Source organism: Micromonospora sp. NPDC002575 (assembly GCF_042889525.1).
GTDB classification, from domain to species: domain Bacteria; phylum Actinomycetota; class Actinomycetes; order Mycobacteriales; family Micromonosporaceae; genus Micromonospora; species Micromonospora carbonacea.
Map to the genome: position 1 here is coordinate 30,727 of NZ_JBIARA010000027.1, position 24,045 is coordinate 54,771.

Genomic DNA, 24,045 nt, shown 5'->3' on the forward strand with positions numbered 1-24,045 from the left:
GTTTGCCCCCAACCCAGGGTGGGGCCCACCCGGGGCCGGGCGGCCCCCCCCCCGGGGCCGGCGGCCCCCCCGGGGGGGGGGGGGCGGGCGACGACGGGCTCACTGGGCCAGCTCGGCGACCTCCTCGGCGGTCAGCCGCAGGGCGGCGGGGGCCGCGGACTTCGCCAGGGCGCGCGCCGGGGCCGCCGGCGGGTCGGCGGGCCGCCGCCGGTGCCAGTCGGTGACCGCCTGGTACGCCGCCGCCACCGACAACAGCCGGTCCTCCCCGTACGGCAGGCCGCCGAGGATGGTGCCGATCGGCACGCCCGCGGCGGTGAACCCGATCGGGAAGGCGATCTCCGGCAGGCCGAGGATGTCGAACGGCACCGGGCTGGTCTGCACCACCACGTCGCAGGAGGCGAAGAGCTGGTCGAGCACCCGCTCCATGAGCAGCAGCTTGGCCCGCTGGCCGGTGACGAACTCGCCGGCGCCCAGCAGCGCGCCCTGCAGCCAGCCCGTCACCGACACGCCGAAGCCGCGCAGGTCGGTGCGCAGGTACGGCATGAACGGCTCGCTGCGCTCGGGCAGCCGGACGTTGTTGAACGCGCCGCCGGTGAGCAGGTCCCACTCGTCGGGCAGCGGCACGTCCACCACCGTCGCGCCGGGGATCGCGGCGAGCGTCGCCAGGTACGCGGCCCGCGCCGCCGCCGTCTCGGTGGTGCCGGCGGTGAAGCCCGGCAGCACGCCGATGCGGGTCTTCCAGCGCAGCTTCAGCTTGCCGCCGGAGTACGCCGGGGTGGCCGCGTCGATCAGCTTCGGCACCCCGGGCAGGCCCTGCGTGCGCGGGTCGGCGGGGTCCTCGCCGGCCATGGCGGTGAGCATGATGGCCGCGTCCTTGGCGTCGCGGGCCAGCGGGCCGGGGTGGTCGCGGGTGTAGCTGAGCGGGATGATGCCGTGCAGCGAGACCCGGCCCATGGTCGGCTTGAGGCCGGTGAGGTTCTGCGCGTTGGACGGCGCGGTGATCGAGCCGCCGGTCTGGGTGCCGGTGCCGGAGGCGGCGAGCCGCCCGGCGACGGCGGTGGCGGTGCCGGTGGACGAGCCGCCCGGGTCGGTGCGGCTGTCCGTCGGCGTCCACGCGTTGACGGTGGTGACCACCCCGCTGGGGGTGGTGGCCCGGGTGGTGGCCAGCGGCCCCATCTGGGTCTTGCCGAGCACGATCGCCCCGCCGGCGAGCAGCCGGGACACCGCGGTGGCGTCGTACGGCGGCCGGAAGTCGGCGAACAGGTAGGAGTTGGCGGTGGTGGGTACCCCGGCGGTGTAGTAGTTGTCCTTGATCGCCAGCGGGATGCCGTGCAGCGCGCCCCGCCGGGGCTTCTTCGCCAGGGCGCTCGCGGCCTTCGCCGCCGCCTCGGCGAGCACCAGGTTGAATGCCTGGTACGTGCCGTCGTACGTGGAGATCCGGGCCAGGTACGCCTCGACCAGCTTGGCGGGGGTGAGCTTGCCGGCGCGGATGAGCCAGGCCGCCTCGGCGACGGTGAGTTCGGTGGGGTCGGCCACGGCCTCCGGGCGCGGCTTGACGTAGGCGTTGGGCACGTCCAGCGCCGGGTTCCACTTCGCCGCCGTGAGCAGGGGTGTTCGGGCCGGACCGGCCGCCGAGGCCACGGCGGGCAGCCCGACGGCGCCGCCGACCGCCGACGCGGCGGCCAGGGCGGCGGTGCGGGCCAGGAAGGCACGACGGTCGACGCCACGGTCGACGGGGGCTGCGCTCATCACTTCCGCCATTCCGTGCTGATCGAGGGGTAGAGCATCGGCGCGGGCTGCTGGGACAGCGCCCGGGCGACGACGGGGTCGGTGCCGGCGGGGGCGGGCAGCTGGTACGCGGCGAGCGTGCCGACGGTGCCGCGGACGAAGGACCGCAGGGACGCCAGCACGGAGTCGCGGCCGGGAGAGCCGGTCTCCGGGTCGGCGGTGGTGCCGGGCGGAAGCTGGTCGAGGTCGATGCCGAGGGACGCGAGCCGGGCGCGGATGAGGACGTCCAGTTCGGCGTCGGTCGGTGGGGTTGGCGCCAAGGGGTGCTCCTCCTGGGGTGGGAGATGATGCGCCCACTGTCGGGCCGGGCCGTGTCGCCGATGTGACGAGTCGATCTCGACGCGGTGAACCCACGGGGGTCTATGCCCTCTGACCTGCGCAACCGCGCGCCGCCCCGCACCGCCCGGCCGCCGGGCCCGCCCGCCGCGGAACCGTCTGGAGTGGACCGTCGACGCCGTCACGCAGATTGACAGGCGTAACTGCGTTCGGTTATCAATGACGCAGAGAGCGCTCTCACCCATCCATCCCGTCTACGGCCCGGCGATCCCGGGCCGGTGCCCGGTGCGCCGGGCGAGGAGGAAGCATGCGGTTCATCCGAGGGCGCCGCGCCGGCGATCCGATCCCCCGCCCGCGCCTGCGCCGCGCCGGCGCGCTGACCGTGGCGCTGCTGACCCTGGTCGCGGGCGGGGTGCTGGCCGACCGGGACGCCGTCGACGCGCGGGCGGACACCGGCGCCTCGGCCGCCGCCGGCGCTCACGCCGGCCACGCCTACGCGCTCAGCCCCGAGCAGGCGGCGGCCGCCCTGGAGCTCCAGCTCGCGCCGGTGCGCGGCTCCGAGTTCCGGGCCGACTGCCCGAGCAAGGGCCGGGCAGGCGACGACCCGATCGTCATGTCGGGCCGCCCGGGCGCCTCGCACACGCACGAGTTCTTCGGCAACACGACGACCAACGCGTACACCGACCTGGCCTCCCTGCGGGCCGGCGGGACGACCTGCAACCCGGTGGCCGACAAGTCCGCGTACTGGGTGCCGACGCTCTACCAGAACGGCGTGGCGCAGAAGCCGCAGAGCGTCCGGATCTACTACCAGGGCCTCACCGACCGGGCGAACGTCAGGCCGCACCCCCAGGGCCTGCGGATCGTGGTGGGCAACCCGCTTGCCACCAGCGCCGGCCAGAACCCCGCCGCCCGGTGGAACTGCGTCGGCATCCCGGCCGCCAGCGGCGACTTCCCGGTCTGCCCGGCCGGGTCCAAGCTGGAGACGTACCTGGACTTCCCGACCTGCTGGGACGGGAAGAACCTGGACAGCCCCGACCACAAGAGCCACATGGCGTTCGGCCTGGGCGGCGTGGGCGGCACCTGCCCGGCCAGCCACCCGGTGCCCGTGCCCCGGCTGGAGTTCCTCATCACGTACGACGTGCGCGGCACCGGGCTCAGCCTGGCCGGCATCCGCGACGGGGCCAACGTCACCACCGCCCCCGGCTACACGTTCCACGGCGACTTCTTCAACGCCTGGGACGAGGCGGAACTCGCCCGGCGGGTGAGGACCTGCATCGTCGACGGCTACATCTGCGGCAACGACGGGCAGCCGATCCAGCAGTGAAGGGCCCGGTCACGGCGCGCGCCCGCCACCCGAGGGCGCGCGCCGTCACCGGTCGCCGGGCGGACGGCCGGGGTCGCGCGGCCGGTCGTCGCGGTCGATGCGCAGCTCCCGTTCCAGCTCGGCGATGACGGCCCGCAGGTCGTCGAGCCGCTGGCTGATCGCGATCCGGTCCACCTCGTCGGGCACGCCGTCGCCGTCGGCGTCGTAGTCCGGCGCCAGCCGCTCGGTCATCTCCAGCCGGCGGGCCTCCTCCATGGAGTTGACGATGACCGCGATCAGGATGTTGAGCAGCAGGTTGACGGTGATCATCACGAAGCTGACGTAGTAGACCAGCGTCCACGGCGACAGCTCCATGCCCTGCGCCACGAGGTCCGGCAGGGTCTCCAGGGACAGCAGCACGAACAGGGTCAGCAGCGACCGTCCGATGTCGCCGTACTCCTCCGGCTGGGCCCGGCCGAAGATCAGCCAGCCGGCCATGCCGTACACGTAGAGCGTCACGCCGGCGAGCGCGAGGAAGCCGGCGACGCCCGGCAGGCTGCGCCACAACGCTGCCACGATCGTGCGCAGGCCCGGCGAGAAGCGCACCAGCCGCAGCATCCGGGCGACCCGGACGACGCGCAGCAACGCGGAGTCGCCGTGCAGGCCGGGCAGGAAGATCGCGGCGGTCACCAGGAAGTCGAAGACGTTCCAGCCGTGGCGGAAGAAGTCCTGCGGCCGACGGCCGTAGGCCAGCACCCGCACGACGATCTCGACGACGAAGGCGAGCCGGAAGGCCCACTCCAGCGCCCGCAGCACCGGCCGCGCCGACCCCAGGTCCTGGTACGTCTCGACGCCGAGCACCGCCCCGTTGGCCATGATCAGCACGACGATGGCGATCTCGAAGGGCCGGGACCGGGTGATCCGGGCGCACCGCCCGGCCAGCCCTGCCGCGCCCCGGCCCGACGCGCCGTCCCCGCCCGCCGCCCCCCGACCGCCGGACGCAACGCCCCGGCCCGGCGACGGCGTCCCGCCGGTCACCGGCGGAGGCGCATCGAGCATTCCCCCACCCTACCGGCCGCCCCGACCATGCGATCTTGGACGGTCGGTGTCCACCGTGACCGCGCAGGGTGAGCGGGGCGGGACGTCACCGGCAGTGGTCGTGTTCATTCCGCCGCAAACCGGTCAGCTTCTTGCCAGACCAATCGACCACTCCCTATCCTCGCTGTGGAAAGCGCTTTCCGAACGGATGCGGATCGTTCCGGCAGTGGCGCGCCACGCCAAGCCCGTAGCTGTCCGTCGCGGTTTCGACGGCGACGGCCCCCACAGACCACGTCCCGGGCGGGGGCCGCCTCGTCGCCTCCGGCAGTCGCCGGGCCGTACCACCCCAGGAAACACATCGAAGGCGAGGCAAGGATGAGACGACTTCCACTGCGACTCCACGCGGCGGTGGCCGCGACGGTCATCGGGGCCGCGATCTGCGTGGCGCTGCCGACGCCCCAGGCGTCGGCGGCGACCGGCGGCGTGACCGGCTACGCGACCCAGAACGGGGGCACCACCGGCGGCGCGGGCGGGCAGACGGTGCGCGCCACCACCGGGACCGCGATCCACACGGCCCTGTGCACCCGGGCCAGCAGCAGCACCCCGATCATCATCCAGGTCGAGGGGACCATCAACCACGGCAACACCGCCAAGGTGTCGGGCAACAGCTGCAACACCAACGCCGGCCTGATCGAGCTCAAGCAGATCAGCAACGTCACGATCGTCGGCGTCGGCAGCGGGGCGGTCTTCGACCAGCTGGGCATCCACATCCGCGACTCCAGCAACATCGTCATCCAGAACGTGACCGTCCGCAACGTCAAGAAGTCGGGCTCGCCCACCTCCAACGGCGGCGACGCCATCGGCATGGAGAGCACCGTCCGCAACGTCTGGGTCGACCACGTCACCCTGGAGGCCTCCGGCGGTGAGGCGGAGGGATTCGACGGCCTGTTCGACATGAAGGACAACGTGCAGTACGTGACGCTGTCCTACAGCATCCTGCGCAACTCCGGCCGTGGTGGCCTGGTCGGCTCCAGCGAGAGCGACCTGGGCAACAACTACATCACGTTCCACCACAACCTGTACGAGAACCTCGACTCCCGCGCGCCGCTGCTGCGCGGCGCCACGGCCCACATGTACAACAACTCCTACATGAACCTGCGCGAGTCCGGCATCAACTCCCGGGCCGGCGCGAAGGCCAAGGTGGAGAACAACTACTTCAAGGACTCCAAGGACGTCCTGGGCACCTTCTACACCAACGAGCGCGGCGCCTGGCAGGTCGCCGGCAACATCTTCGACAACGTGACCTGGTCCAGCCCCGGCAACGAGAACTACCCCGCCGGGCCCAACCCCCAGTCGACCACCACCGTCGGCATCCCCTACTCCTACCGCCTCGACGGGGCCGGCTGCGTGCCCGACCTGGTGCGCCAGACGGCCGGCGCCAACAAGGGCCTGCAGGTGTCCGACGGCAGCTGCACGCCGCAGACCCCGACGCCGACCACGCCCGCGCCGACCAGCCCGGGGCCGACCAGCCCCACCCCGGGGCCGACCAGCCCGACGCCGGGCCCGACCAGCCCGGGTGGGACGAACCTCAGCATCGGGGCCGGCGCGGACGGCTCCAGCAAGGCCAGCGGCACCAGCTACGGCAACGTGGTGGACGGCAACGCGGGCACCTACTGGTCGCCCTCCGGCTCGACCGGCCAGATCTCGGTCAAGTGGGACGCCGCCGTCCGGGTCGGCTCGGTGAACATCCGGGAGGCGTCCGGCGCCACCGGCGTCATCCGCTCCTGGCGGCTGGTCAACAACGACACCGGCGCGGTCCTCGCCTCGGGCAGCAACGGGGTGGGCGTCGTGTCCTTCAGCCCCACCTCGTTGAAGAAGATCAACCTGGAGATCACCGGCGCGAACGGCACGCCGCGGGTCGCCGAGTTCGAGACGTACGCCGGCTAGCGCTCTGCCGTCGACCGGCGGGAACCGGGGCCGGGGGGCGTCGTCACGCGCGACGCCTCCCGGCCCTCGGCCGTAGCCGCAACGACCCGCGCGGCACGGGTGCGCTGGGTGAGGGCGACGCAGAGCAGGACCAGCAGCGCGGCGGCGAGGGCGGCGGGCGTGACGCCCTCGCCGAGCAGGAGGGCCGACCAGCCCAGGGTCAGCAGGGGCTGGGCGAGCTGGAGCTGGCCGACCCGGGCGACGCCGCCCCGGGCCAGGCCCGCGTACCAGGCGAAGAAGCCGAGGAACATCGACACGGCGGTGAGGTAGGCGAACCCGAGCCACGCGGCGGGCCCCGCGTGCGGCGGGGTGCGCACGGCGGCGACGGCGGTGATGGCGATCGTGGCGGGCGTCGACAGCACGAGCGCCCAGCAGATGGTGTTCGCCGCGCCCAGCTCCCGCGCCAGCGCGCCGCCCTCCGCGTAGCCGAGCGCGCACAGGAGCACGGCCGCGAGCAGGAACAGGTCCGCGGCCTCCGGGGCGGCGGGCGCGCCCGCGCCGGCCGTCGTGAAGGCCAGCACCGCGGCGACGCCCGCGCCGCTGGCGACCCAGAACAACGCCGGGGGGCGTTCCCGGGCGCGCAGCACGGCGAAGACCGCGGTCAGGCCCGGCAGAACCGCGATCACGACCGCGCCGTGGGCGGCCGTCCGGGCGGTCAGCGCCAGCGAGGTGAACAGGGGAAAGCCCACCACGACCCCGGCGGCGACGACCAGCAGCCGGCGGCACTGCGCGGCGGACGGCCGGGACGCCCGCCGGGCCCACAGGTAGAGCGCGGCCAGGCCGGCGGCGCCGACGGCACGCCCGAAGGCCACCACCCACGGGTCGAGGTCGCCGACGGCGACGCGGGTCGCGGGCAGGGACATGCTGAAGGCCAGCACGCCCACCGCGCCCAGGGCGCTGCCCGTTATCGCCCCACGGCGGGAAGTGTTACTCTCGGCTCTCATGAATGACGATAACGCCGTCGATCGCGTTATCCAAGATCTGCGTCGGGTGATCGCCGCCGGCGCGGGCACCCGGCTGCCGTCCGTGCGGGAGCTCACCGCCCGGCACCGGGCGTCACCGGCCACCGTCGCGCGGGCCACCCGCCGGCTGGTGGCCGAGGGGCTGGTGGAGGCCGTCCCCGGCCGTGGCGTCTTCGTCGTCGACCCGGCGGGCGGGCCGCTGGTCGCGCCGGACCTGTCCTGGCAGGCCGTCGCGCTCGGGGCCCGGCCGGCCGGCGAGGAGGCGATGCAGGCGCTGCTCGCCGTCGCGCCGCCCGGGGCGGTCCCGCTGTCGGGCGGCTACCTCGACCCCGCCCTGCAACCCATCGCGGCGCTGGGCGCGGCGCTCAACCGGGCCGCGCGCCGCCCCGAGGCGTGGCACCGGGGGCCCGTGGCCGGCAGCCCTGAGCTGCGGGCCTGGTTCGCGCGGGAGTGCGGCGGGGTGTGGCACGCCGACGACATGACCATCTGCCCGGGCGGGCAGGCCGCGCTGTCCACCGCGATCCGGGCGCTCACCGCGCCGGGCGAGGCCGTGCTGGTGGAGTCCCCGACCTACCTCGGCGTCCTCGCTGCGGCCCGCGCGGCCGGGCGGCAGGTGGTGCCCGTCCCGGCCGACGCCGACGGCGTACGACCCGATCTGCTGGCCACGGCCCTGCGGCGCACCGGCGCGCGGCTGTTCTACTGCCAGCCGCTGTACGCCAACCCGCACGGCGGCGTCCTGCGTCCCGACCGGCGCGCCGCCGTGCTGGCCGCCGTGCGGGACGCGGGGGCGTTCCTGCTCGAGGACGACTACGCCCGGGACCTGGGCATCGACGGCGATCCGCCGCCGCCCCTGGCCGCCGACGACGTCGACGGCCACGTCGTGTACCTGCGCTCGTTGACCAAGTCGGTCGCGCCGGGGCTGCGCGTGGCCGCCCTCGGCGCCCGTGGACCGGCCGGCGTGCGGCTGCGCTCCGCCCGCCTCCTCGACGACTTCTTCGTCGCCGGCCCGCTGCAACACGCCGCGGTGGAGTTCGTCACCGCGCCGGCCTGGGCCCGGCACCGCCGCGCGGTGCGGTCCGCCCTGCGGGAGCGCCGCGACGCGCTGCTGTCGGCCCTGCGCCGGCACGCGCCCGACCTGCGCCCCGAGGCCGTGCCGCGCGGCGGCCTGCACCTGTGGGTCCGGCTCCCCGACGGCGTCGACGAGGCCGACCTGGTCGCCGCCGCCGCTGCCGAGCAGGTCGTCGTCTTCCCCGGGCAGCCCTGGCACGCCGCCGAGCCGCCGGCCGCGTTCCTGCGCCTGACCTACGCCGCCGCCGGCGCGGCGCAGCTCGACGAGGGCGCGCGCCGGCTGGCCCGGGCCCTGGCGGCCGTCGGCCGCGCCGGATAGCGCACGAGCCGAAGGCCGCCTCCCGTCCCGGGGGAGGCAGCCTTCGGCCGTGGGGGGATCGAACCCGGTGCTACTTCTTGACGACCTTCGCCGTCTCCTTCGACGTGGCCGTGCCGGGTTGCAGGTCCGAGCGGGTGGCCGTCACCCGCACGGAGAGCCTGTGCCCGACGTCGGCGGCCTGCGGCACGTACGACCTGCCGGTGGCCCCGGCGATGGCCTCGCCGCCGCGCAGCCACTGGTAGGAGAGGGTCAGCTTCTTCTGGTCCCACGTGCCCGGGTCGGCGGTGAGCGTCTTGCCGACCTTGGCCATCCCGCTGATCGTCGGGAGCTTGGTGGCCCTGGCGGGGTCGCCCAGCGCGGGCACGTTGAGGGCCCGCTCGCGGCTGACGTTGCCGGCCACGTCGTACGCCCGGTAGCGGATCACGTGGGCGCAGCTGTCGATCCGGGCCGGGGCCAGGTACGGCTGCCAGGCGCCCTTGTCGATCCGGTACTCGATGCGGGCCACGCCGGAGTCGACGTCGCTGGCGTTGACCACGAACGTGCGCTCCACCAGGTACGCCTGCACGGTCGGCGCGGTCTCGTCCACCTTGACCGACAGCGACCACACGTCGCTCCAGAGGAGGTTGACGCCCTGGGCCCGGTAGTCGACGCGGTGGCTGCCCGCCGGCAGGTCCACCGGCTCGCGGTACGGGAACCAGCCGCCGCCGTCGACCTGGTACTCGACCAGGCGCACCCGGTCACCGGCGGTGATGGTCAGGGCGGCGTCCGCGCCGTACCATCCGTCGGCGCCCGCGGCGGAGACCGTCGCCGCCGGCTGCCCGCCCGTGTAGCGCAGCGGGTCGACGCCGCCCAGCGTCGGCACGACCTTCCTGATGTTGCCGTCCGCGTCGAAGTGGAGCCGGTCGATCGTGGTCTCCCGGTGCGTGCCGTCGCCGCCCGGGATACCGAACCGGTGGTACGCGATGTACCAGTCGTCGGTGCCCGGCACCTGCAGGATCGAGTGGTGGCCGGTGCCGAGGATGCCCTGGCCCGGGTCCTTGGTGAGGATCTCCCCCTTGGCGGTGAACGGCCCCAGCGGGCTGGTGCCGGTGCCGTAGCCGACCCGGTAGTTCTCGCTGCCCGTGTCATCGATCGACCAGGACAGGTAGTAGGTCCCGGCGCGCTTGTGCATGAACAGGCCCTCGCGGAAGTCCGTGAGGCCGGTCAGCCGCACCCGCTTGGCGACGTCGTAGGAGATCATGTCGTCGTTGAGCGGGACCACGTACGGGGTGCCGTTGCCCCAGTAGAGGTAGCTCTGCCCGTCGTCGTCGGTGAAGACCGCCGGGTCGATCTGCTGGGCGTTGCCGTAGTCGGCCTTGCTCACCAGCGGCTTGCCGATGGGGTCGACGAACGGCCCGAGCGGCGAGTCGGCAACGGCGACGCCGATGTTCTGCTGCGCCGAGAAGTAGAAGTAGTACTTGCCGTTCTTCTCGATCGCGGCGGGCGCCCAGGCGTTGCTGTCGGCCCAGGTGACGTCCGGCCCGAGGTCGAGGATCGTGTCGTGCGCGGTCCAGTCGACCAGGTTGCGGCTCGACCAGACGGTGAACGTCGAGCTGCCCCAGCCGGGAAAGCCGTCGGTGGTGGCGTAGATGTAGTAGGTGTCGCCGAACCGCACGATGTTCGGGTCGGCGTTGAAGCCGGGCAGCACCGGCGAGCGCATCTGCACCGCCCGCACGGTCCACTCGCGGGTCGCCCCGGCCGCGCTGGTCACGGTCAGCGTCACCGGCTGCGAGTAGTCCCGCGCGCCGCCGGGCGTGACGGTCGAGGTCGGCGCGACCACGTACGTCGGGGCGAGGGCCGTCACGTCGGTGCCCGGCTTGACCGGCAGCGTGATGGTGCTGCTGGCGGCGTCGACGATCGCGGGGACCTTGAGGCTGTCGAGTTCGACCGCCACGACGCTGGTGCCGTTGGCGCCCAGCGCGGCGACCTCGCCGTCGGTGAGCGCCCGGTTGTAGAGGGAGAAGTCGCGCACCCGCCCCTTGAGGTACCTGTCGGCGGCGTACTGGGAGCGGCCGATGTAGTTGGCCGTGGTCCGGCCGCCGCCGATGTCGCCGGGGCGGTGGGTCAGGCCGGTCTTCTCGGCGACCCGCACCCCGTCGAGGTAGATCCGGGCGGTGCCGGCCGAGTTCAGGGTGTACGTGAGGGTCTTCCACACGCCCCGGGGCAGGGCGCCGCCGCCGGTGACGGTCTGCTCGCCGGTCCAGTTGCCGAGGCTGATCGAGGTGCGGTAGTTGTTGCCGGTGGTGAAGAGGTAGCCGTTGCCGACGCCGGCGGAGTCGGTGTTGCCCAGGCCCCAGACGAAGTACGGCGTCGCCTGGTCGGTGGCCATGTTGACGTCCATCGACACGGTGATCTCGTCGAGGCCGGCCATGATGTTGTCGGGCAGGGCCACGTGGCCGTTGGTCCCGCCGAGGGCGAGGCTGCCGTCGCGCCAGCTCGCGTCGCCGGCCAGCCTCGCGTCGTAGCCGTTGCCGGAGTCGTCGGTGACGGTGGCGCCGCTGGCCTGGTCGAGGGCGTAGTGGGCGACGACCCCGTCGGCGTTGGCGCGCACCGGCGGCGGCGCGTCGTTGAGGGCGTCGAGCTCCTTCCTGGTCACCGGGATGACGGTGCCGTGCCGGGGGCTGGCGGGCAGGTCGTAGGAGGCCGGCACCTTCCAGCTCGGGTGCTCCAGGTCGTCGGCGCCCAGCGGGATGTAGCCCCGGCCGCCGTACTCGTCGACGAACAGGTAGTACTTCGAGCCGGAGGTGTCGCCGGGGTTGGCCTTGAAGACCGTGGGGCCCTCGACGGCGGAGGTGCCGGCGTCGCGGCCGATGCACGAGTCGAGCACCGCCCAGGAGGGCTTGCCGGGCAGGTCGACGGCGGTCAGCGAGGACGACTTCTCCTGGATGATGTCGGAGCAGCCGGTGCCGCCGCCGCCCTCGTCCTTGGTGAACCGGTAGTAGGTGTCGCCCTCGGAGATGACGGTGGAGTCGATGCGCGAGTCGCCCGGGTCCTGCCAGATCGTCGGCTGGCTGAAGGTGACGAAGTCGCGGGTCGTCGCGGCGAGCATCCGGTTGTAGGTGTTGCCCGTGTGGTTCGGGTCGTTCTCGGCGTAGAGCTTCGAGGCCCAGAAGACGAGGTACTCGCCGCGGGCGGCGTCCCAGTACGCCTCGGGCGCCCAGGTGTTGCCGGCGGTGGGCGGGGAGACCAGGACGTGTCGCTGCTCCGACCAGTTCACCAGGTCGGTGGACTCCCAGACCTCCAGGTACCGGCTGCCCTGGCGCTGGGCGACGTCCCAGTTGCCGTTGCGGCCGATGGACAGGTCGGTGGCGATGAGGAAGAACCGGTCCCCCTCGGGGCTGCGGATCAGGAACGGGTCCCGCAGGCCCCGCGTGCCGAACGTCGACTCCAGCTTCGGCTGTCCGCCGTTGACCTCGGTCCACCGCAGCGCGTTGTTGCCCTGGCTGGCCGCGAAGTAGATCTTCTCCCCGGCGATGGAGTTGCCGGTGAAGTAGCTGAAGGCGTAGCCGGCGTACGGCGCGGCCTCGGGCAGCTCGCGGACGGTCAGCTCGATGGCGCGCTCGGCGGTGGCCGCGCCGACGGTGACGGTGGCGGTCACGGTGACCCTGACGTCTCCGGCCCCGTGCGCGGGGCGCTTGACGACGCCGTCGGGGCTGACGACGTCCGGGCGGGCGGAGCGCCAGGCGATGGCCGCGCCGTTGCTGCCGGTGGCCGGCATGGTCAGGTTGCCGCGCACGTCACCGGCGTTCACCAGCGACAGGGCGGCGGCGGCTGCCTCGGCCCGCGTCTGGTCGGTCTCGTTGGGCAGCACGGTGGCGGTGAACGCCTTGGTGCCGCTGCTGCCGCCCCGGCTGACGGTGGCGGTGAGGGTGACCGTGGCGGGCCCGTCGGCGGGAGCGGGGCGGGTCACCTCGCCGGTCGCGCCGATGGTGCCCGGGGCGCTGGAGGACCAGGCGATCGCCGACCCGTACGTGCCGGTGGTGGGCAGGGTGAGCCTGCCGGTCACGGCCGACAGGTCGCCCAGGTCGAGGGCGGCGGTGTCGGCGGCGACGCGGGCCGCGTCGGGCAGCGCGATCGCCGCCACCTCGTCGGCGGCCAGGGCTCGGTCGTAGATGCGGAAGTTCGCCACCCGGCCCTTCAGGTACCGGTCGGCGGCGTAGTTGGACCGGCCGAGGTTGTTGTTGGTCGTCGTGCCGTTGCCGACGGCGCTGGGCAGCACGGTGACGCCGCTGTTCCGCGCGACCTGCACGCCGTCCTCGTAGAGGGTGCCGGTGGTGCCGGTCTGCGTGTAGGTGACGGACTTCCACACGCCCCGGGCCAGGTTCGCGCCCTTGCCGGTCACCTTCTCGCCGGACCAGTTGGTGGTGGTGATGCCGGCGCGGAAGGCGTCGCCGCTGGTGAACAGGTAGCCGGTGCCGGAGTTCGAGGTGGCGGGGTTGCCGAGGCCCCAGACGAAGTACGGGGTCTGCTGCGTGGGGTCGACGAGGACGTCGACGGCGACGGTGATCGACGACAGCCCGGCCATGATGTCGTCGGGCAGCCTGACGTGGTCGTCGACGCCGTCGAGGACGAGGCCGCCCTGTCCGGTCCAGGTGCCGCCGCCGACGAGCGTGCCGTGGTTGCCCCGGCCGGAGCTGTCGGTGACGGTCGTGCCGGTGGCCTGCGTCAGGTCGTAGCGCACCAGCAGCCCGTCGGTCACGTCGGCCGCGGCGGCGGGTGCGGCGGTGGCGGGCAGCAGCCCGGCGACCAGGGCGAGGAGCACCCCGGCGACGAGGGGCCGGGCCAGGCGGCGGGAGCGGGGCGGGGAGAAGGATCGCGGTTCCGGGGGAGCTGCTTCGCGCATGGGGTTCCCTCGTGGTGGCGGGGGTGTGAGCGTTAACAGGCCCGAATTCTCGGCGCTACGAAACCCCGTCGTCAAGGGGTCCCACCAGGCACAACGCTGGGTATGTGCGCGTTAACAGGGATCGCTGCGCCCAAGGGACAGCCGGCGGTGCCGGCCGACCCTCGCGGCGGGCTGGCACGACGAGGACCGCGGCCCTCGCGGCGCGCCGGGTGCGGGTGGGCGGGCGGTCAGCCCTTCCGGCCGCCGCTGCTCGCGCGCACGACGAGCTGCGGCTCGACCTGCGGGTCCGGGAAGCGCCCCGCCGGGCCGTCGGCGTCGAACAGCTCCAGCAGGGCCGCCACGCACCGCCGGCCGACCTCGTCGAAGTCCTGCCGCACGGTGGTCAACGGCGGCGAGAGGTACTCGGCCTCGGGGATGTCGTCGAACCCGACCACGCTGACGTCCTCCGGGACCCGCACGCCGCGCTGGTGCAGCGCCCGCAGCAGGCCGAGCGCCTGGTGGTCGTTGGCGCAGAACACGGCCGTCACGTCCGGGCGGTCGACCAGCGACTGCCCGATCTCGTAGCCCGCGCGGGGGCTCCAGTCGCCGACGAGGACCGGCGGGACGGAGCGGCCGGCCTGCTCCAGCGCCAGCCGCCACCCGTCGACGCGGTCGCGGGCCTCCAGCCAGTCGCGGGGGCCGGCGATGTGCCACACCGTCTCGTGTCCGAGGGAGAGCAGGTGCTCCACGGCCAGCCGGGCCCCGGCGACCTGGTCGACGGAGATGCTCGGCAACTCCCGGGCGCCCCCGCTGGACTCGACCACCACGGCGGGGACGCCGGTGGGCAGGCCGTGCACGGCCACCGCCGCCGTCATCATCGGGGCGATGACGACCACGCCCGCCACCGACTGCTCGGTGAGGGCGTCGATGGCGGACCGCATCCCGGCCCGGTCGAGCTGCTCCAGGGTGACGATGCTGATGCCGTACCCCGCGGCGCGGGCCGCGCGCTCGATGCCGAGCAGGGTCGCCGCCGGGCCGTAGAGGATGGTGTCGAAGCTGACCACGCCGATGACCCGGGAGCGCCGCCCGGCCAGCCCCCGGGCCAGGGCGTTGGGCCGGTAGTTGAGCTGGTGCACCGCGCGCATCACCCGCTCGCGGGTCTCCTGCCGGACGCTGGGGTGGTTGTTGAGCACCCGCGACACCGTCTGGTGCGAGACACCGGCGAGCCGGGCGACGTCGTTCATCACCGCCGCGCGTGCGGCCGGCTGCTGACCCATGGCAACTCCCCTCGTGGCCATCGTAGCCCGTCGTGATCAACAAGACGGGCGGTCAGGCTCGCTGCGCGGAGGGCGTGTCCGGCGTGCTCCCGCCTCGGGGAGCACGCCGGATACCCTGTCGTACGGTCGACCGGTCGAGCCCTCAGAATCCCCTGGCCAACCGGTAGTAGGCCTGGTTCCACCGCAACTCGTTCGTCAGCCGGCGGGTGGTCGTCTCCGCGTCGATGACGACCAGCTCGGTGGCGACCATCTCGGCCAGGTCGTGCAGTTCCTCGACCCCGACGGCCTGCGACAGCACCGTGTGGTGCGGCGCGCCGGCCGTGAGCCACGCCTCAGCCGAGCCGGCCAGGTCCGGCCGGGGCCGCCACACCGCCCGGGCCACGGGCAGCTTCGGCAGCGGCTGCGGCGGGACGATCACGTCGATCTCGTTGGCCACCAGCCGGAACCGCTCCCCCATGTCGGCCAGCCCCAGCACCACGGCGGGCCCCGCCTGGGCGTCGAAGACCAGGCGCACGGGGTCCTCGCGCCCGCCGATGCCCAGCGGGTGGATCTCCACGGCGGGCGTGTCGGCGGCGATGGACGGGCAGACCTCCAGCATGTGCGCGCCGAGGATCACCTCCTGCCCCGGCGTGAGGTCGTAGGTGTAGTCCTCCATGAAGGACGTGCCGCCCGTGGTGCCCACCGACATCGCCTTGAGCGTGCGCACCAGCACCGAGGTCTTCCAGTCGCCCTCGCCGCCGAAGCCGTAGCCGTCGGCCATCAGCCGCTGCACCGCGATCCCCGGCAGCTGCCGCAACCCGCCGAGGTCCTCGAAGTTCGTGGTGAACGCGCGGAACCCGCCCGCGTCGAGGAAGTCGCGCAGGCCCGCCTCGATCCGGGCGGCGTAGCGCAGGGAGTCGTGCCGGTCGCCGCCGGCCCGCAGCTCGGCGACGAGCCGGTAGCTGTCGTCGTACTCCTTGACCAGCTCGTCGATGCGCGTGTCCGCCACCGCGTCCACGGCCGCCACCAGGTCGTTCACGCCGTAGGTGTTGACCGAGACGCCGAAGCGCAGCTCCGCCTCGACCTTGTCGCCCTCGGTCACCGCCACGTTGCGCATGTTGTCGCCGAAGCGGGCCAGCCGCAGCGACCGCAGCTCCGCGTGCCCGATCGCCGCCCGGGTCCACGCCGCGATGCGGGCGGTGACGCTCGGGTTGCTCACGTGCCCCGCGACGGTCTTGCGGGCCACCCCCAGCCGGGTCTGCACGAACCCGAACTCCCGGTCGCCGTGGGCGGCCTGGTTGAGGTTCATGAAGTCCATGTCGATCTCGGACCAGGGCAGCGCCACGTTGGCCTGCGTGTGCAGGTGCAGCAGCGGGGTGCGCAGCGCGTCCAGGCCGGAGATCCACATCTTGGCGGGAGAGAAGGTGTGCATCCAGGCGATCACCCCGACCGCGCCCTGGACGGCGGCGTCGCGGCAGACGGCCAGGATGTCGGCGCTGGAGGTGAGCACCGGCTTCCAGACCACCCGGGCGGGGATGGCCGGGTCGGCGTCGAGCTGCGCCGCGATCTGCCGGGACTGGTCGGCCACCTGACGCAGGGTCTCCGGGCCGTACAGGCCCTGGCTGCCGGTGAGGAACCAGACCTCGGCGGCCGGGGATGGGTTGGTCATGGGGTTGCCTTCCGGTGTACTGGGGTGGTCACTTCTTGCGGATGCCGACGAGGCGCTGGAGGAGGATGAACGCGAACAGCAGGCCACCGATCACGATCTTGGTCCACCAGGAGCTGAGGCTGCCGTCGAAGGTGATCAGCGTCTGGATCACCCCCAGCACGAGGACGCCCAGCACGGTGCCGAACACGTAGCCGGAGCCGCCCGTGAGCAGCGTCCCGCCGATGACGACGGCGGCGATCGTGTCCAGCTCCATGCCGACGGCGATCAGCGGGGCGCCCGACAGCGTGTAGAACGACAGCAGGATGCCGCCGATGGCCGAGCAGAGCCCGCTGATCGTGTAGACGGCGATCTTCGTACGCCCCACGGGCAGGCCCATGAGCAGCGCTGACTGCTGGTTGCCGCCGATGGCGTACACGTTGCGCCCCAGCCGGGTGTACGCCAGCGTGTACGCCGCGACCGCCACCACGGCGAGGGCGACCAGGACGCTCACGGTCACGAAGTTCTCGCCGATGCGGATGCGCTCCTGCGCCGCCGAGGTCCAGAACCCGTCGGTGATCGGGATGGACGTCGAGCTGATCCAGGTGCACATGCCCCGGGCGAAGAACATGCCGGCGAGGGTGACGATGAACGGCTGGATGTCGAAGAAGTGGATGACGCAGCCCATCGCGAACCCGAGGGTGGGGCCGATGAGCAGCGCGATCAGCAGCACCAGCGCGGGGTGCACGCCGTCGCCGAGCAGCGACGCCGACACCATCGCGGTCATCGCCACCACCGAGCCGACCGACAGGTCGATGCCGCCGGTCAGGATGACGAAGGTCATGCCGACCGCGACGACCAGCAGGAAGCCGTTGTCGATGAAGATGTTGAAGACGACCTGGATGTTGGAGAACGCGCGGTACTGCGAGACGCCGATGCCGTACATCACCAGCAGCAGGGCCAGGGTGGCCAGCACCGGCACCTGCCGCTGCGGCACCCGCCACCAGGCCCGTGGGCCTCGCGCGGCCAGTGGGGTCGTGGTCATGCCGGGACCTGCTCCTTCTGCTTCTCGACGGGGGTCGCCGGGGCCGCCGTCGGCGCGTGCCGGCGCCGGAACCGGGCGCGGAACGCCGGCGCCTGGATGAGGCAGACCGCGATCACCACGACCGCCTTGAACAGCAGGGCCGTCTGCGGGTCGATGTTCATGGCGTACACCGAGGTGGTGAGGGTCTGGATGATCAGCGCGCCGACGATGGTGCCGCTGAGGTAGAACCGGCCGCCGGCCAGCGACGTGCCGCCGATGACCACGGCGAGGATCGCGTCGAGCTCGACCCAGAGGCCGACGGCGTTGCCGTCGGCGCTGGAGACGTTCGCCGTCATCATGAACCCGGCGACGGCGGCGCAGGCGGCGCTCACCACGTACACCAGGAAGGTGATCCGCCGCGAGCGCACGCCCGCCAGGCGGCTGGCCTCGGCGTTGCCGCCGACCGCTTCGATGATCATGCCGAGGGCGGTGCGGCGGGTCAGCACCGCCACGACCAGCGTCACCGCGAGGGCGATGATGATCGCGAACGGCAGCGTGAGCAGGTGCCCGACCCCGATCGTCTTGTACGGCTCGCTGTTGATGGTGATGATCTGCCCGGAGGTGACCAGCTGGGCCAGGCCCCGGCCCGCGACCATCAGGATCAGCGTGGCGATGATCGGTTGGATGCCTATCCCGGCGACCAGGATCCCGTTCCACGCGCCGAGCACCAGGGCGACGCCGAACGCGATCGCCACCGCGGTGAGCACCGCGCCGAGGTTGTTCTGGTCGGGCTGCTCGCTGATGTAGAGGCAGGCTATCGCGCCGCAGACGGCGGCCACGGAACCCACGGACAGGTCGATGCCGCCCGTGGCGATCACCAGGGACATGCCCAGCGCGACCAGGATCAGCGGGGCGCTGAGCCGGACGATGTCGACGAGGCTGCCGTAGAGGTGGCCGTTCTTCAGCTCGACCGACAGGAAGCTCGGCCGGTAGACGGTGTTCGCCGCCAGCAGCACCACCAGCACGACCAGGGGCCAGAACAGCCGGTGGCCGGTGACGCCCGCGAGGCGGGTACGCGCAGTGCTCATACCTTCTCCAGCCCTTCCTGCGCCGCGCCGCTGGCGATGGCCCGCATCACGCGGTCGGCGTCGAGGGTGTCGTCGTTGTCGAGCTGGGCGACCAGCCGCCGGTCGCGCATCACGACGACCTTGTGGCTGAGCCGCAGCACCTCCTCCAGCTCGGCGGAGATGAACAGCACCGCCATCCCGCCGTCGGAGAGCTGCGCCACGAGGCGCTGGATCTCGGTCTTCGCGCCGATGTCGATGCCCCGGGTCGGCTCGTCCAGGATCAGCAGCCGCGGCTCGGTGATCAGCCACCGGGCGAGCAGCACCTTCTGCTGGTTGCCGCCGGAGAGGTTGCGCACCGGCATGTCGGGGTTGGCCGGGCGGATGCTCAGCGCCTTGATGTAGCGCTCGACCAGCTCGTCCTGCTTGCGCCGGGGCACCGGCCGCAGCCAGCCGCGGGCGGCCTGCATGGCCAGGATGATGTTCTCCCGCACCGACAGCTCGCCCACCAGGCCCTCGGTGCGGCGGTTCTCGGAGCAGAAGGCGACGCCCCGGTCGATCGCGGCCACCGGGTTGCGGATCGCGGCGGGCGCGCCGTCGACCGCGAGCCGGCCCTGGTCGGCGCGGTCCGCGCCGAAGAACAACCGGGCGACTTCGGTACGCCCCGAGCCGAGCAGCCCGGCCAGCCCGACGACCTCGCCGGCGTGGATGGTGAGGCTGAACGGCTCGACCGAGCCGCTGCGGCCCAGCCCGTCCGCCGCTATGAACGGCTCCCCCGCCGCGATCGCCGCGCGGTCCCGGTCGGTCTCGGAGTCGAGGCGCTCCAGCGCGTCGAGCTCCTTGCCGATCATCTTCTCCACGAGGGCGATCTGCGGCAGCTCGGCCGTCGGGTACTCGCCGACGAGGCGGCCGTTGCGCAGCACGGTGATCCGGTCGGCGATGCCGTACACCTGGTCGAGGAAGTGGGTGACGAAGACGATCGCGATGCCGTCGTCGCGCAGCTGGCGCATGATCCGCATCAGCTGGGCCACCTCGTCGGCGTCGAGGCTGGAGGTGGGCTCGTCGAGGATCAGCACCCGGGCGTTCACGTCGACGGCGCGGGCGATGGCCACCATCTGCTGCACCGCGAGGGAATAGCTGCCGAGCAGCTCGGTGACGTCGATGTGCAGGTCGATGCGGGCCAGCAGCTCCTTGGCCCGGCGGCGCATCTCGCGCCAGTTGACGGTCCCGAGCCGGCGCGGCTCCCGGCCGATGAAGATGTTCTCCGCCACCGACAGGTTCGGCAGGAGGTTGACCTCCTGGTAGACGGTGCTCACCCCGGCCGCGGTGGCCTGCATCGGCCCGGCGAAGGAGACCTGCTGACCGTCGAGGGTGATCGTGCCGGCGTCCGTGCTGTAGACGCCGGTCAGCACCTTGATGAGGGTGGACTTGCCGGCGCCGTTCTCGCCCATCAGGGCGTGGACCTCGCCGGGGAAGAGGCGGAAGTCGACGCCGTCGAGGGCGCGCACTCCCGGGAAGATCTTGCTGATCGCGGTCATCGTCAGGACCGGATGCCTCTGCGACATCCCACCAGGCCTTTCGTGTGTCGCGGAAGCGAGCGGGCGGGGCCGCCGCGCGTGGCGCGGCGGCCCCCTCCGGTCAGTACTTCCGGGTCGGCAGAGCGGCCTTGGCCTGCTCCTGGGTGAAGGTGGTCTCCTGGGTCTCGACCCGGGCGGGGACCTCCTCGCCGGCCTTGACCTTCTTCACCAGGTCCATCAGCTGGTCGCCCAGCAGCGGGCTGCACTCGGCGATGAAGTTGAACTTGCCGTCGGCCAGGGCCTGCATGCCGTCCTTGACCGCGTCGATGGTGATGATGGTGATGTCCTTGCCCGGCACCTTGCCGGCCGCGGTGATCGCCTCCAGCGCGCCGAGGCCCATGTCGTCGTTGTGGGCGAACAGGACGTCGATCTTCGGGTTGGCCTTGAGGAACTGCTCCATGACCTGCTTGCCGCCGGCCCGGGTGAAGTCACCGCTCTGCGAGGCGACGATCTTCAGGTTGGGGTTGGCGGCGATCGCCTCCGCGAAGCCCTTCTTGCGGTCGTTGGCCGGCGCCGAGCCGGTGGTGCCCTGCAGCTCGACGATGTTCACCGGACCGGTGGCGTCCTTCTTCTGCTCGACCAGCCACTCGCCGGAGAGGCGGCCCTCCTTGACGAAGTCGGAGCCGATGAAGGTCTTGTAGAGGCTCTTGTCGGCCGAGTCGACGGCCCGGTCGGTCAGGATGACCGGGATCTTGGCGTCCTTGGCCTCCTTGAGCACGGTGTCCCAGCCCGACTCCACCACCGGCGAGAAGGCGATCACGTCGACCTTCTGCTGGATGAAGTTGCGGATCGCCTTGATCTGGTTCTCCTGCTTCTGCTGGGCGTCGTCGAACTGCAGCTTGATCCCGGCCTTCTCGGCGGACTCCTTGATGGAGTTGGTGTTCGCCGTCCGCCAGCCGCTCTCCGCGCCGACCTGCGAGAAGCCGAGGACGATCTGGCCGTCGCCGTCGCCGCCGGACTCCGAGCCGGTGTCGCTGTTGCCGCACGCGGCCAGGCTGGTGGCCATCAGGCCGGCGGCCAGGATCGCGCCGAACCCGCGGCGGGTGATGGTCGTGCCGGTCTTGCGCATGTGATGACTCCTTGCGGGGGTGGGTGGGGTACCTACATGGGCCGGGGCCGCCTCGGCGTGCCGGGACGGCACGGCCAACCGGTGGTGCTGTGGTGAGGTGCGGTGGAACGGGCCGGACCTCGGGGTGCGGACCGGCCGGGACGGGGCGGGCGGCGGTCAGGGGGTCGCGGACGAGGCCCCGGGCTGCCCGTAGACGTTCTGGTAGCGGTCGTAGAGGGCGTCGATGTCCTCGCGGGCCATCGGCACCGGTCGGCCGAGCGTGCGGGCCAGGTGGGCGGTGCGGGCGACGTCCTCGCACATCACCGCCGCCTTGACCGCCGCGCGGGCGTCCTTGCCGATGGTGAAGACGCCGTGGTTGCGCATGAGCACCGCCGGCGAGCGGTGCCCGGACAGGGTGGCCACGATGCCCTTGCCGATGTCGTCGCCGCCGATGAGCGCGAACGGGCCGACCGGGATCTCGCCGCCGAACTCGTCGGCCTGCGCGGTGAGGTGGCACGGGATCGACTCGCCGCAGGCCGCCCAGGCGGTGGCGTAGGAGCTGTGCGTGTGCACCACTCCACCGACCTCCGGCATCGCCCGGTAGACGTAGGCGTGCGCGGCGGTGTCGCTCGACGGCGACAGGTCGCCCTCCACCACGACGCCGTCGAGGTCGCAGACGATCATGTTGTCGGGGCGCAGGTCGTCGTAGGAGACGCCGCTGGGCTTGATGACCATCAGGTCCGCGCCCGGCACCCGGGCGGAGACGTTGCCGGCCGTCCAGGCCACCAGGCCGTACCGGACCAGCTCGCCGTGCAGGGTCGCGACCTGCTCGCGCAGCCGCGTCACCGCGGCGCTCAGCTCGGGGCTCATGCCAACACCTCCAGGGGGGCCGCGGCCACGCCGGCCGGGGAGTGGTCGGCCGCCCGGCGGGCGGCGTTGCGGATGGTGCGCAGCCGCAGCAGGACGTCGTCGCCGCCCCGGCCGAAGTGGTCGTGCAGCCGCCGGTACTCCGCGTAGAGCGCGTCGTAGGCGAGCGCCCGCTGCGGGTCGGGCCGGTAGACGTCGCGGTCGACCCGGCCCATCACCGCCGAGGCGGCCGGCACGTCGGGGTACGCGCCCGCGGCGACCGCCGCGTGGATCGCCGAGCCGAGCGCCGGGCCCTGCGCCGAGCCGATGATGCCCAGCGGGCGCTTCGTGACGTCGGCGTAGATCTGCATGAGCAGCGCGTTGTTGGTCAGCCCGCCCGCGACGATGATCTCGTCGACCGGCACCCCCGCCTCGGCGAACGCCTCGATGATCATGCGGGTACCGAACGCGGTGGACTCCAGCAGCGCGCGGTAGACGTCCGGCGGCCGGGTGGCCAGGGTCAGCCCGACGACCACCCCGCTGAGGTCGTGGTTGACCAACAGAGACCGGTTGCCGTTCCACCAGTCCAGCGCCACCAGGCCGTGCGCGCCGACCGGCTGGGCGGCGGCGGCAGCCGTCAGGGCCTCGTGGGAGGCGTAGCCGGCGGGGGCGGCATGCTGGACGTACCAGCCGAAGATGTCGCCGACGCCGCTCTGGCCGGCCTCGTAGCCCCAGTGCCCGGAGCTGATCCCGCCGTCGACGACGCCGCACATGCCGGCCACCTCGGCCAGCTCGACGCCGTTGACGACGTGGCAGGTGGAGGTGCCCATGATGGCGACCAGCCGGCCCGGGTCGAGGGCCTGGGCGGCGGCGGAGGTGACGTGGGCGTCGACGTTGCCGACCGCCACGGCGATCCCCTCGGGCAGGCCGGTCCAGGCCGCGGCCTCGGCGGTCAGCCCGCCGGCCCGGGCCCCCAGCGGCGCGAGCGGGCCGTCGATCTTGGTGACGAAGTCGGCGAAGCCCGGGTTGAGCGCGGCCAGGTACTCCCGCGACGGGTACCGGCCGTCCTGGCGGATGCCCTTGTAGCCGGCGGTGCACACGTTGCGGGTCTCGACGCCGCAGAGCTGCCAGACGATCCAGTCGGCCGCCTCGATCCACCGCTCGGCCCGGTCGTAGACCTCCGGGTCCTCCTCCAGCAGTTGCAGGCCCTTGGCGTACTGCCACTCGGCGGAGATCTTGCCGCCGTAGCGGCCGATCCACGGCTCGTTGCGGGCGTGGGCCAGCTCGTTGATCCGGTCCGCCTGGGGCTGGGCCGCGTGGTGCTTCCACAGCTTGACCCAGGCGTGCGGCCGGGTACGCAGGTCCGGCAGCTCGCACAGCGGGGTGCCGTCGGCGAGGGTGGGCAGCACGGTGCAGGCGGTGAAGTCGATGCCGATGCCGACGACCTGCCGCGGGTCGACGCCGCTGGCGGCCAGTGCCGCCGGCACCGCCTGCCGCAGCACCTCGCGGTAGTCGTCCGGGTCCTGCAGGGCCCAGTCGGCGGGTAGCGCCTGGCCGTCGACGGCGAGTACCGTGTCCATCACGGCGTGTCGGTACTCGTGCACCGCCGTGCCCAGTTCGGCACCGTCACCGACCCGTACCACCAGCGCTCGACCCGACAACGTGCCGTAGTCGACGCCGACAACGTACCGGTCGCCCGGCCCTGCCGAAACGCTCATGACATCCTCCGCTCACTTGCTGGCAACAGTGTTAGCGCTCACATGTCGTGTCGTCAAGATGCTTCCCGCCAAGATCTTTCAGTCCGACCCCCGACACGGCTCCCTGCCTGGACTCTCTCCGGATGGCCACGTCGGCGACGATTCGGTCACGGGGCGCGACCCACGGCGGAGGCGGCCCGGCAGCCGGGATGTGCGCGTTCACAACGAGAGTGCGCCCCGGCCGCACGGCGCGGGGAGCGCCCCACCGCCGCACGCCGGCCGCCGCC

At 72.9% G+C, this 24,045-nt stretch carries 16 protein-coding genes; 3 read left to right on the forward strand and 13 right to left on the reverse strand.

Annotation, left to right across the window (positions count from 1 at the left end):
* Positions 1-99: 99 nt before the first annotated feature.
* Positions 100-1,749 carry an amidase gene (locus tag ACFYWL_RS28365; protein WP_386978862.1) on the reverse strand — a complete coding sequence of 550 codons (1,650 nt, stop codon included), beginning with the start codon at positions 1,747-1,749 and terminating at the stop codon, positions 100-102.
* Positions 1,749-2,048, reverse strand: coding sequence for a hypothetical protein (locus ACFYWL_RS28370; RefSeq protein WP_386978865.1), 300 nt, complete (start codon positions 2,046-2,048; stop codon positions 1,749-1,751). Before ACFYWL_RS28370 ends, ACFYWL_RS28365 begins: the two co-directional genes overlap by 1 nt.
* 323 nt (positions 2,049-2,371) lie before the next feature.
* On the opposite strand from ACFYWL_RS28370, the gene ACFYWL_RS28375 reads away from it, so the two are divergent.
* Positions 2,372-3,388: a DUF1996 domain-containing protein gene (locus ACFYWL_RS28375; RefSeq protein ID WP_386978868.1), complete on the forward strand. Its 1,017-nt coding sequence runs from the start codon at positions 2,372-2,374 to the stop codon at positions 3,386-3,388.
* Between the two features lie 45 nt (positions 3,389-3,433).
* Here the strand turns inward: ACFYWL_RS28375 and ACFYWL_RS28380 are convergent, their stop codons facing one another.
* The gene (locus ACFYWL_RS28380; RefSeq protein ID WP_386978871.1) at positions 3,434-4,426 is read right to left on the reverse strand and encodes an ion transporter; all 993 of its coding nucleotides are present in this window, start codon (positions 4,424-4,426) and stop codon (positions 3,434-3,436) included.
* Between the two features lie 354 nt (positions 4,427-4,780).
* On the opposite strand from ACFYWL_RS28380, the gene ACFYWL_RS28385 reads away from it, so the two are divergent.
* Positions 4,781-6,352, forward strand: a complete 1,572-nt coding sequence (locus ACFYWL_RS28385) for a polysaccharide lyase family 1 protein (RefSeq protein ID WP_386978874.1) — start codon at positions 4,781-4,783, stop codon at positions 6,350-6,352.
* Here ACFYWL_RS28385 and ACFYWL_RS28390 read toward each other — a convergent pair.
* Positions 6,349-7,335 carry a DMT family transporter gene (locus ACFYWL_RS28390; RefSeq protein ID WP_386978877.1) on the reverse strand — a complete coding sequence of 329 codons (987 nt, stop codon included), beginning with the start codon at positions 7,333-7,335 and terminating at the stop codon, positions 6,349-6,351. The two genes, ACFYWL_RS28385 and ACFYWL_RS28390, sit on opposite strands and share 4 nt — an antisense overlap.
* On the opposite strand from ACFYWL_RS28390, the gene ACFYWL_RS28395 reads away from it, so the two are divergent.
* Positions 7,334-8,740 (forward strand): PLP-dependent aminotransferase family protein, encoded by a 1,407-nt coding sequence (locus tag ACFYWL_RS28395; protein ID WP_386978880.1) that lies wholly within the window; start codon positions 7,334-7,336, stop codon positions 8,738-8,740. The genes ACFYWL_RS28390 and ACFYWL_RS28395 overlap by 2 nt on opposite strands.
* Before the next feature lie 70 nt (positions 8,741-8,810).
* Here ACFYWL_RS28395 and ACFYWL_RS28400 read toward each other — a convergent pair whose 3' ends face one another.
* The 9 genes from ACFYWL_RS28400 to araB form a co-directional block, all read right to left on the reverse strand.
* Entirely contained in the window at positions 8,811-13,622 is a 4,812-nt protein-coding gene (locus ACFYWL_RS28400; RefSeq protein WP_386978883.1) for a family 43 glycosylhydrolase, read from the reverse strand.
* 227 nt (positions 13,623-13,849) lie between these two features.
* A complete protein-coding gene (locus ACFYWL_RS28405; RefSeq protein WP_386978886.1) occupies positions 13,850-14,878 on the reverse strand; it encodes a LacI family DNA-binding transcriptional regulator in 1,029 nt (342 codons plus the stop codon).
* A gap of 142 nt (positions 14,879-15,020) precedes the next feature.
* Entirely contained in the window at positions 15,021-16,526 is a 1,506-nt protein-coding gene (araA, locus tag ACFYWL_RS28410) for an L-arabinose isomerase (RefSeq protein WP_386978889.1), read from the reverse strand.
* Positions 16,527-16,554: 28 nt separating this feature from the next.
* Positions 16,555-17,547, reverse strand: coding sequence for a galactofuranose ABC transporter, permease protein YjfF (gene yjfF, locus ACFYWL_RS28415; protein WP_386978892.1), 993 nt, complete (start codon positions 17,545-17,547; stop codon positions 16,555-16,557).
* Positions 17,544-18,614, reverse strand: a complete 1,071-nt coding sequence (locus ACFYWL_RS28420; RefSeq protein WP_386978895.1) for an ABC transporter permease — start codon at positions 18,612-18,614, stop codon at positions 17,544-17,546. The genes yjfF and ACFYWL_RS28420 overlap by 4 nt, the downstream gene beginning before the upstream one ends.
* Entirely contained in the window at positions 18,611-20,155 is a 1,545-nt protein-coding gene (locus ACFYWL_RS28425) for a sugar ABC transporter ATP-binding protein (protein ID WP_386978899.1), read from the reverse strand. Before ACFYWL_RS28425 ends, ACFYWL_RS28420 begins: the two co-directional genes overlap by 4 nt.
* Positions 20,156-20,228: 73 nt before the next feature.
* On the reverse strand, positions 20,229-21,236 hold the full coding sequence (locus ACFYWL_RS28430; RefSeq protein ID WP_386978902.1) for an ABC transporter substrate-binding protein: 1,008 nt from the start codon (positions 21,234-21,236) through the stop codon (positions 20,229-20,231).
* Positions 21,237-21,392: 156 nt separating this feature from the next.
* Positions 21,393-22,085: an L-ribulose-5-phosphate 4-epimerase gene (locus ACFYWL_RS28435; RefSeq protein ID WP_386978904.1), complete on the reverse strand. Its 693-nt coding sequence runs from the start codon at positions 22,083-22,085 to the stop codon at positions 21,393-21,395.
* Positions 22,082-23,779 (reverse strand): ribulokinase, encoded by a 1,698-nt coding sequence (gene araB / locus ACFYWL_RS28440; RefSeq protein ID WP_386978907.1) that lies wholly within the window; start codon positions 23,777-23,779, stop codon positions 22,082-22,084. Before araB ends, ACFYWL_RS28435 begins: the two co-directional genes overlap by 4 nt.
* Positions 23,780-24,045 lie beyond the last annotated feature (266 nt).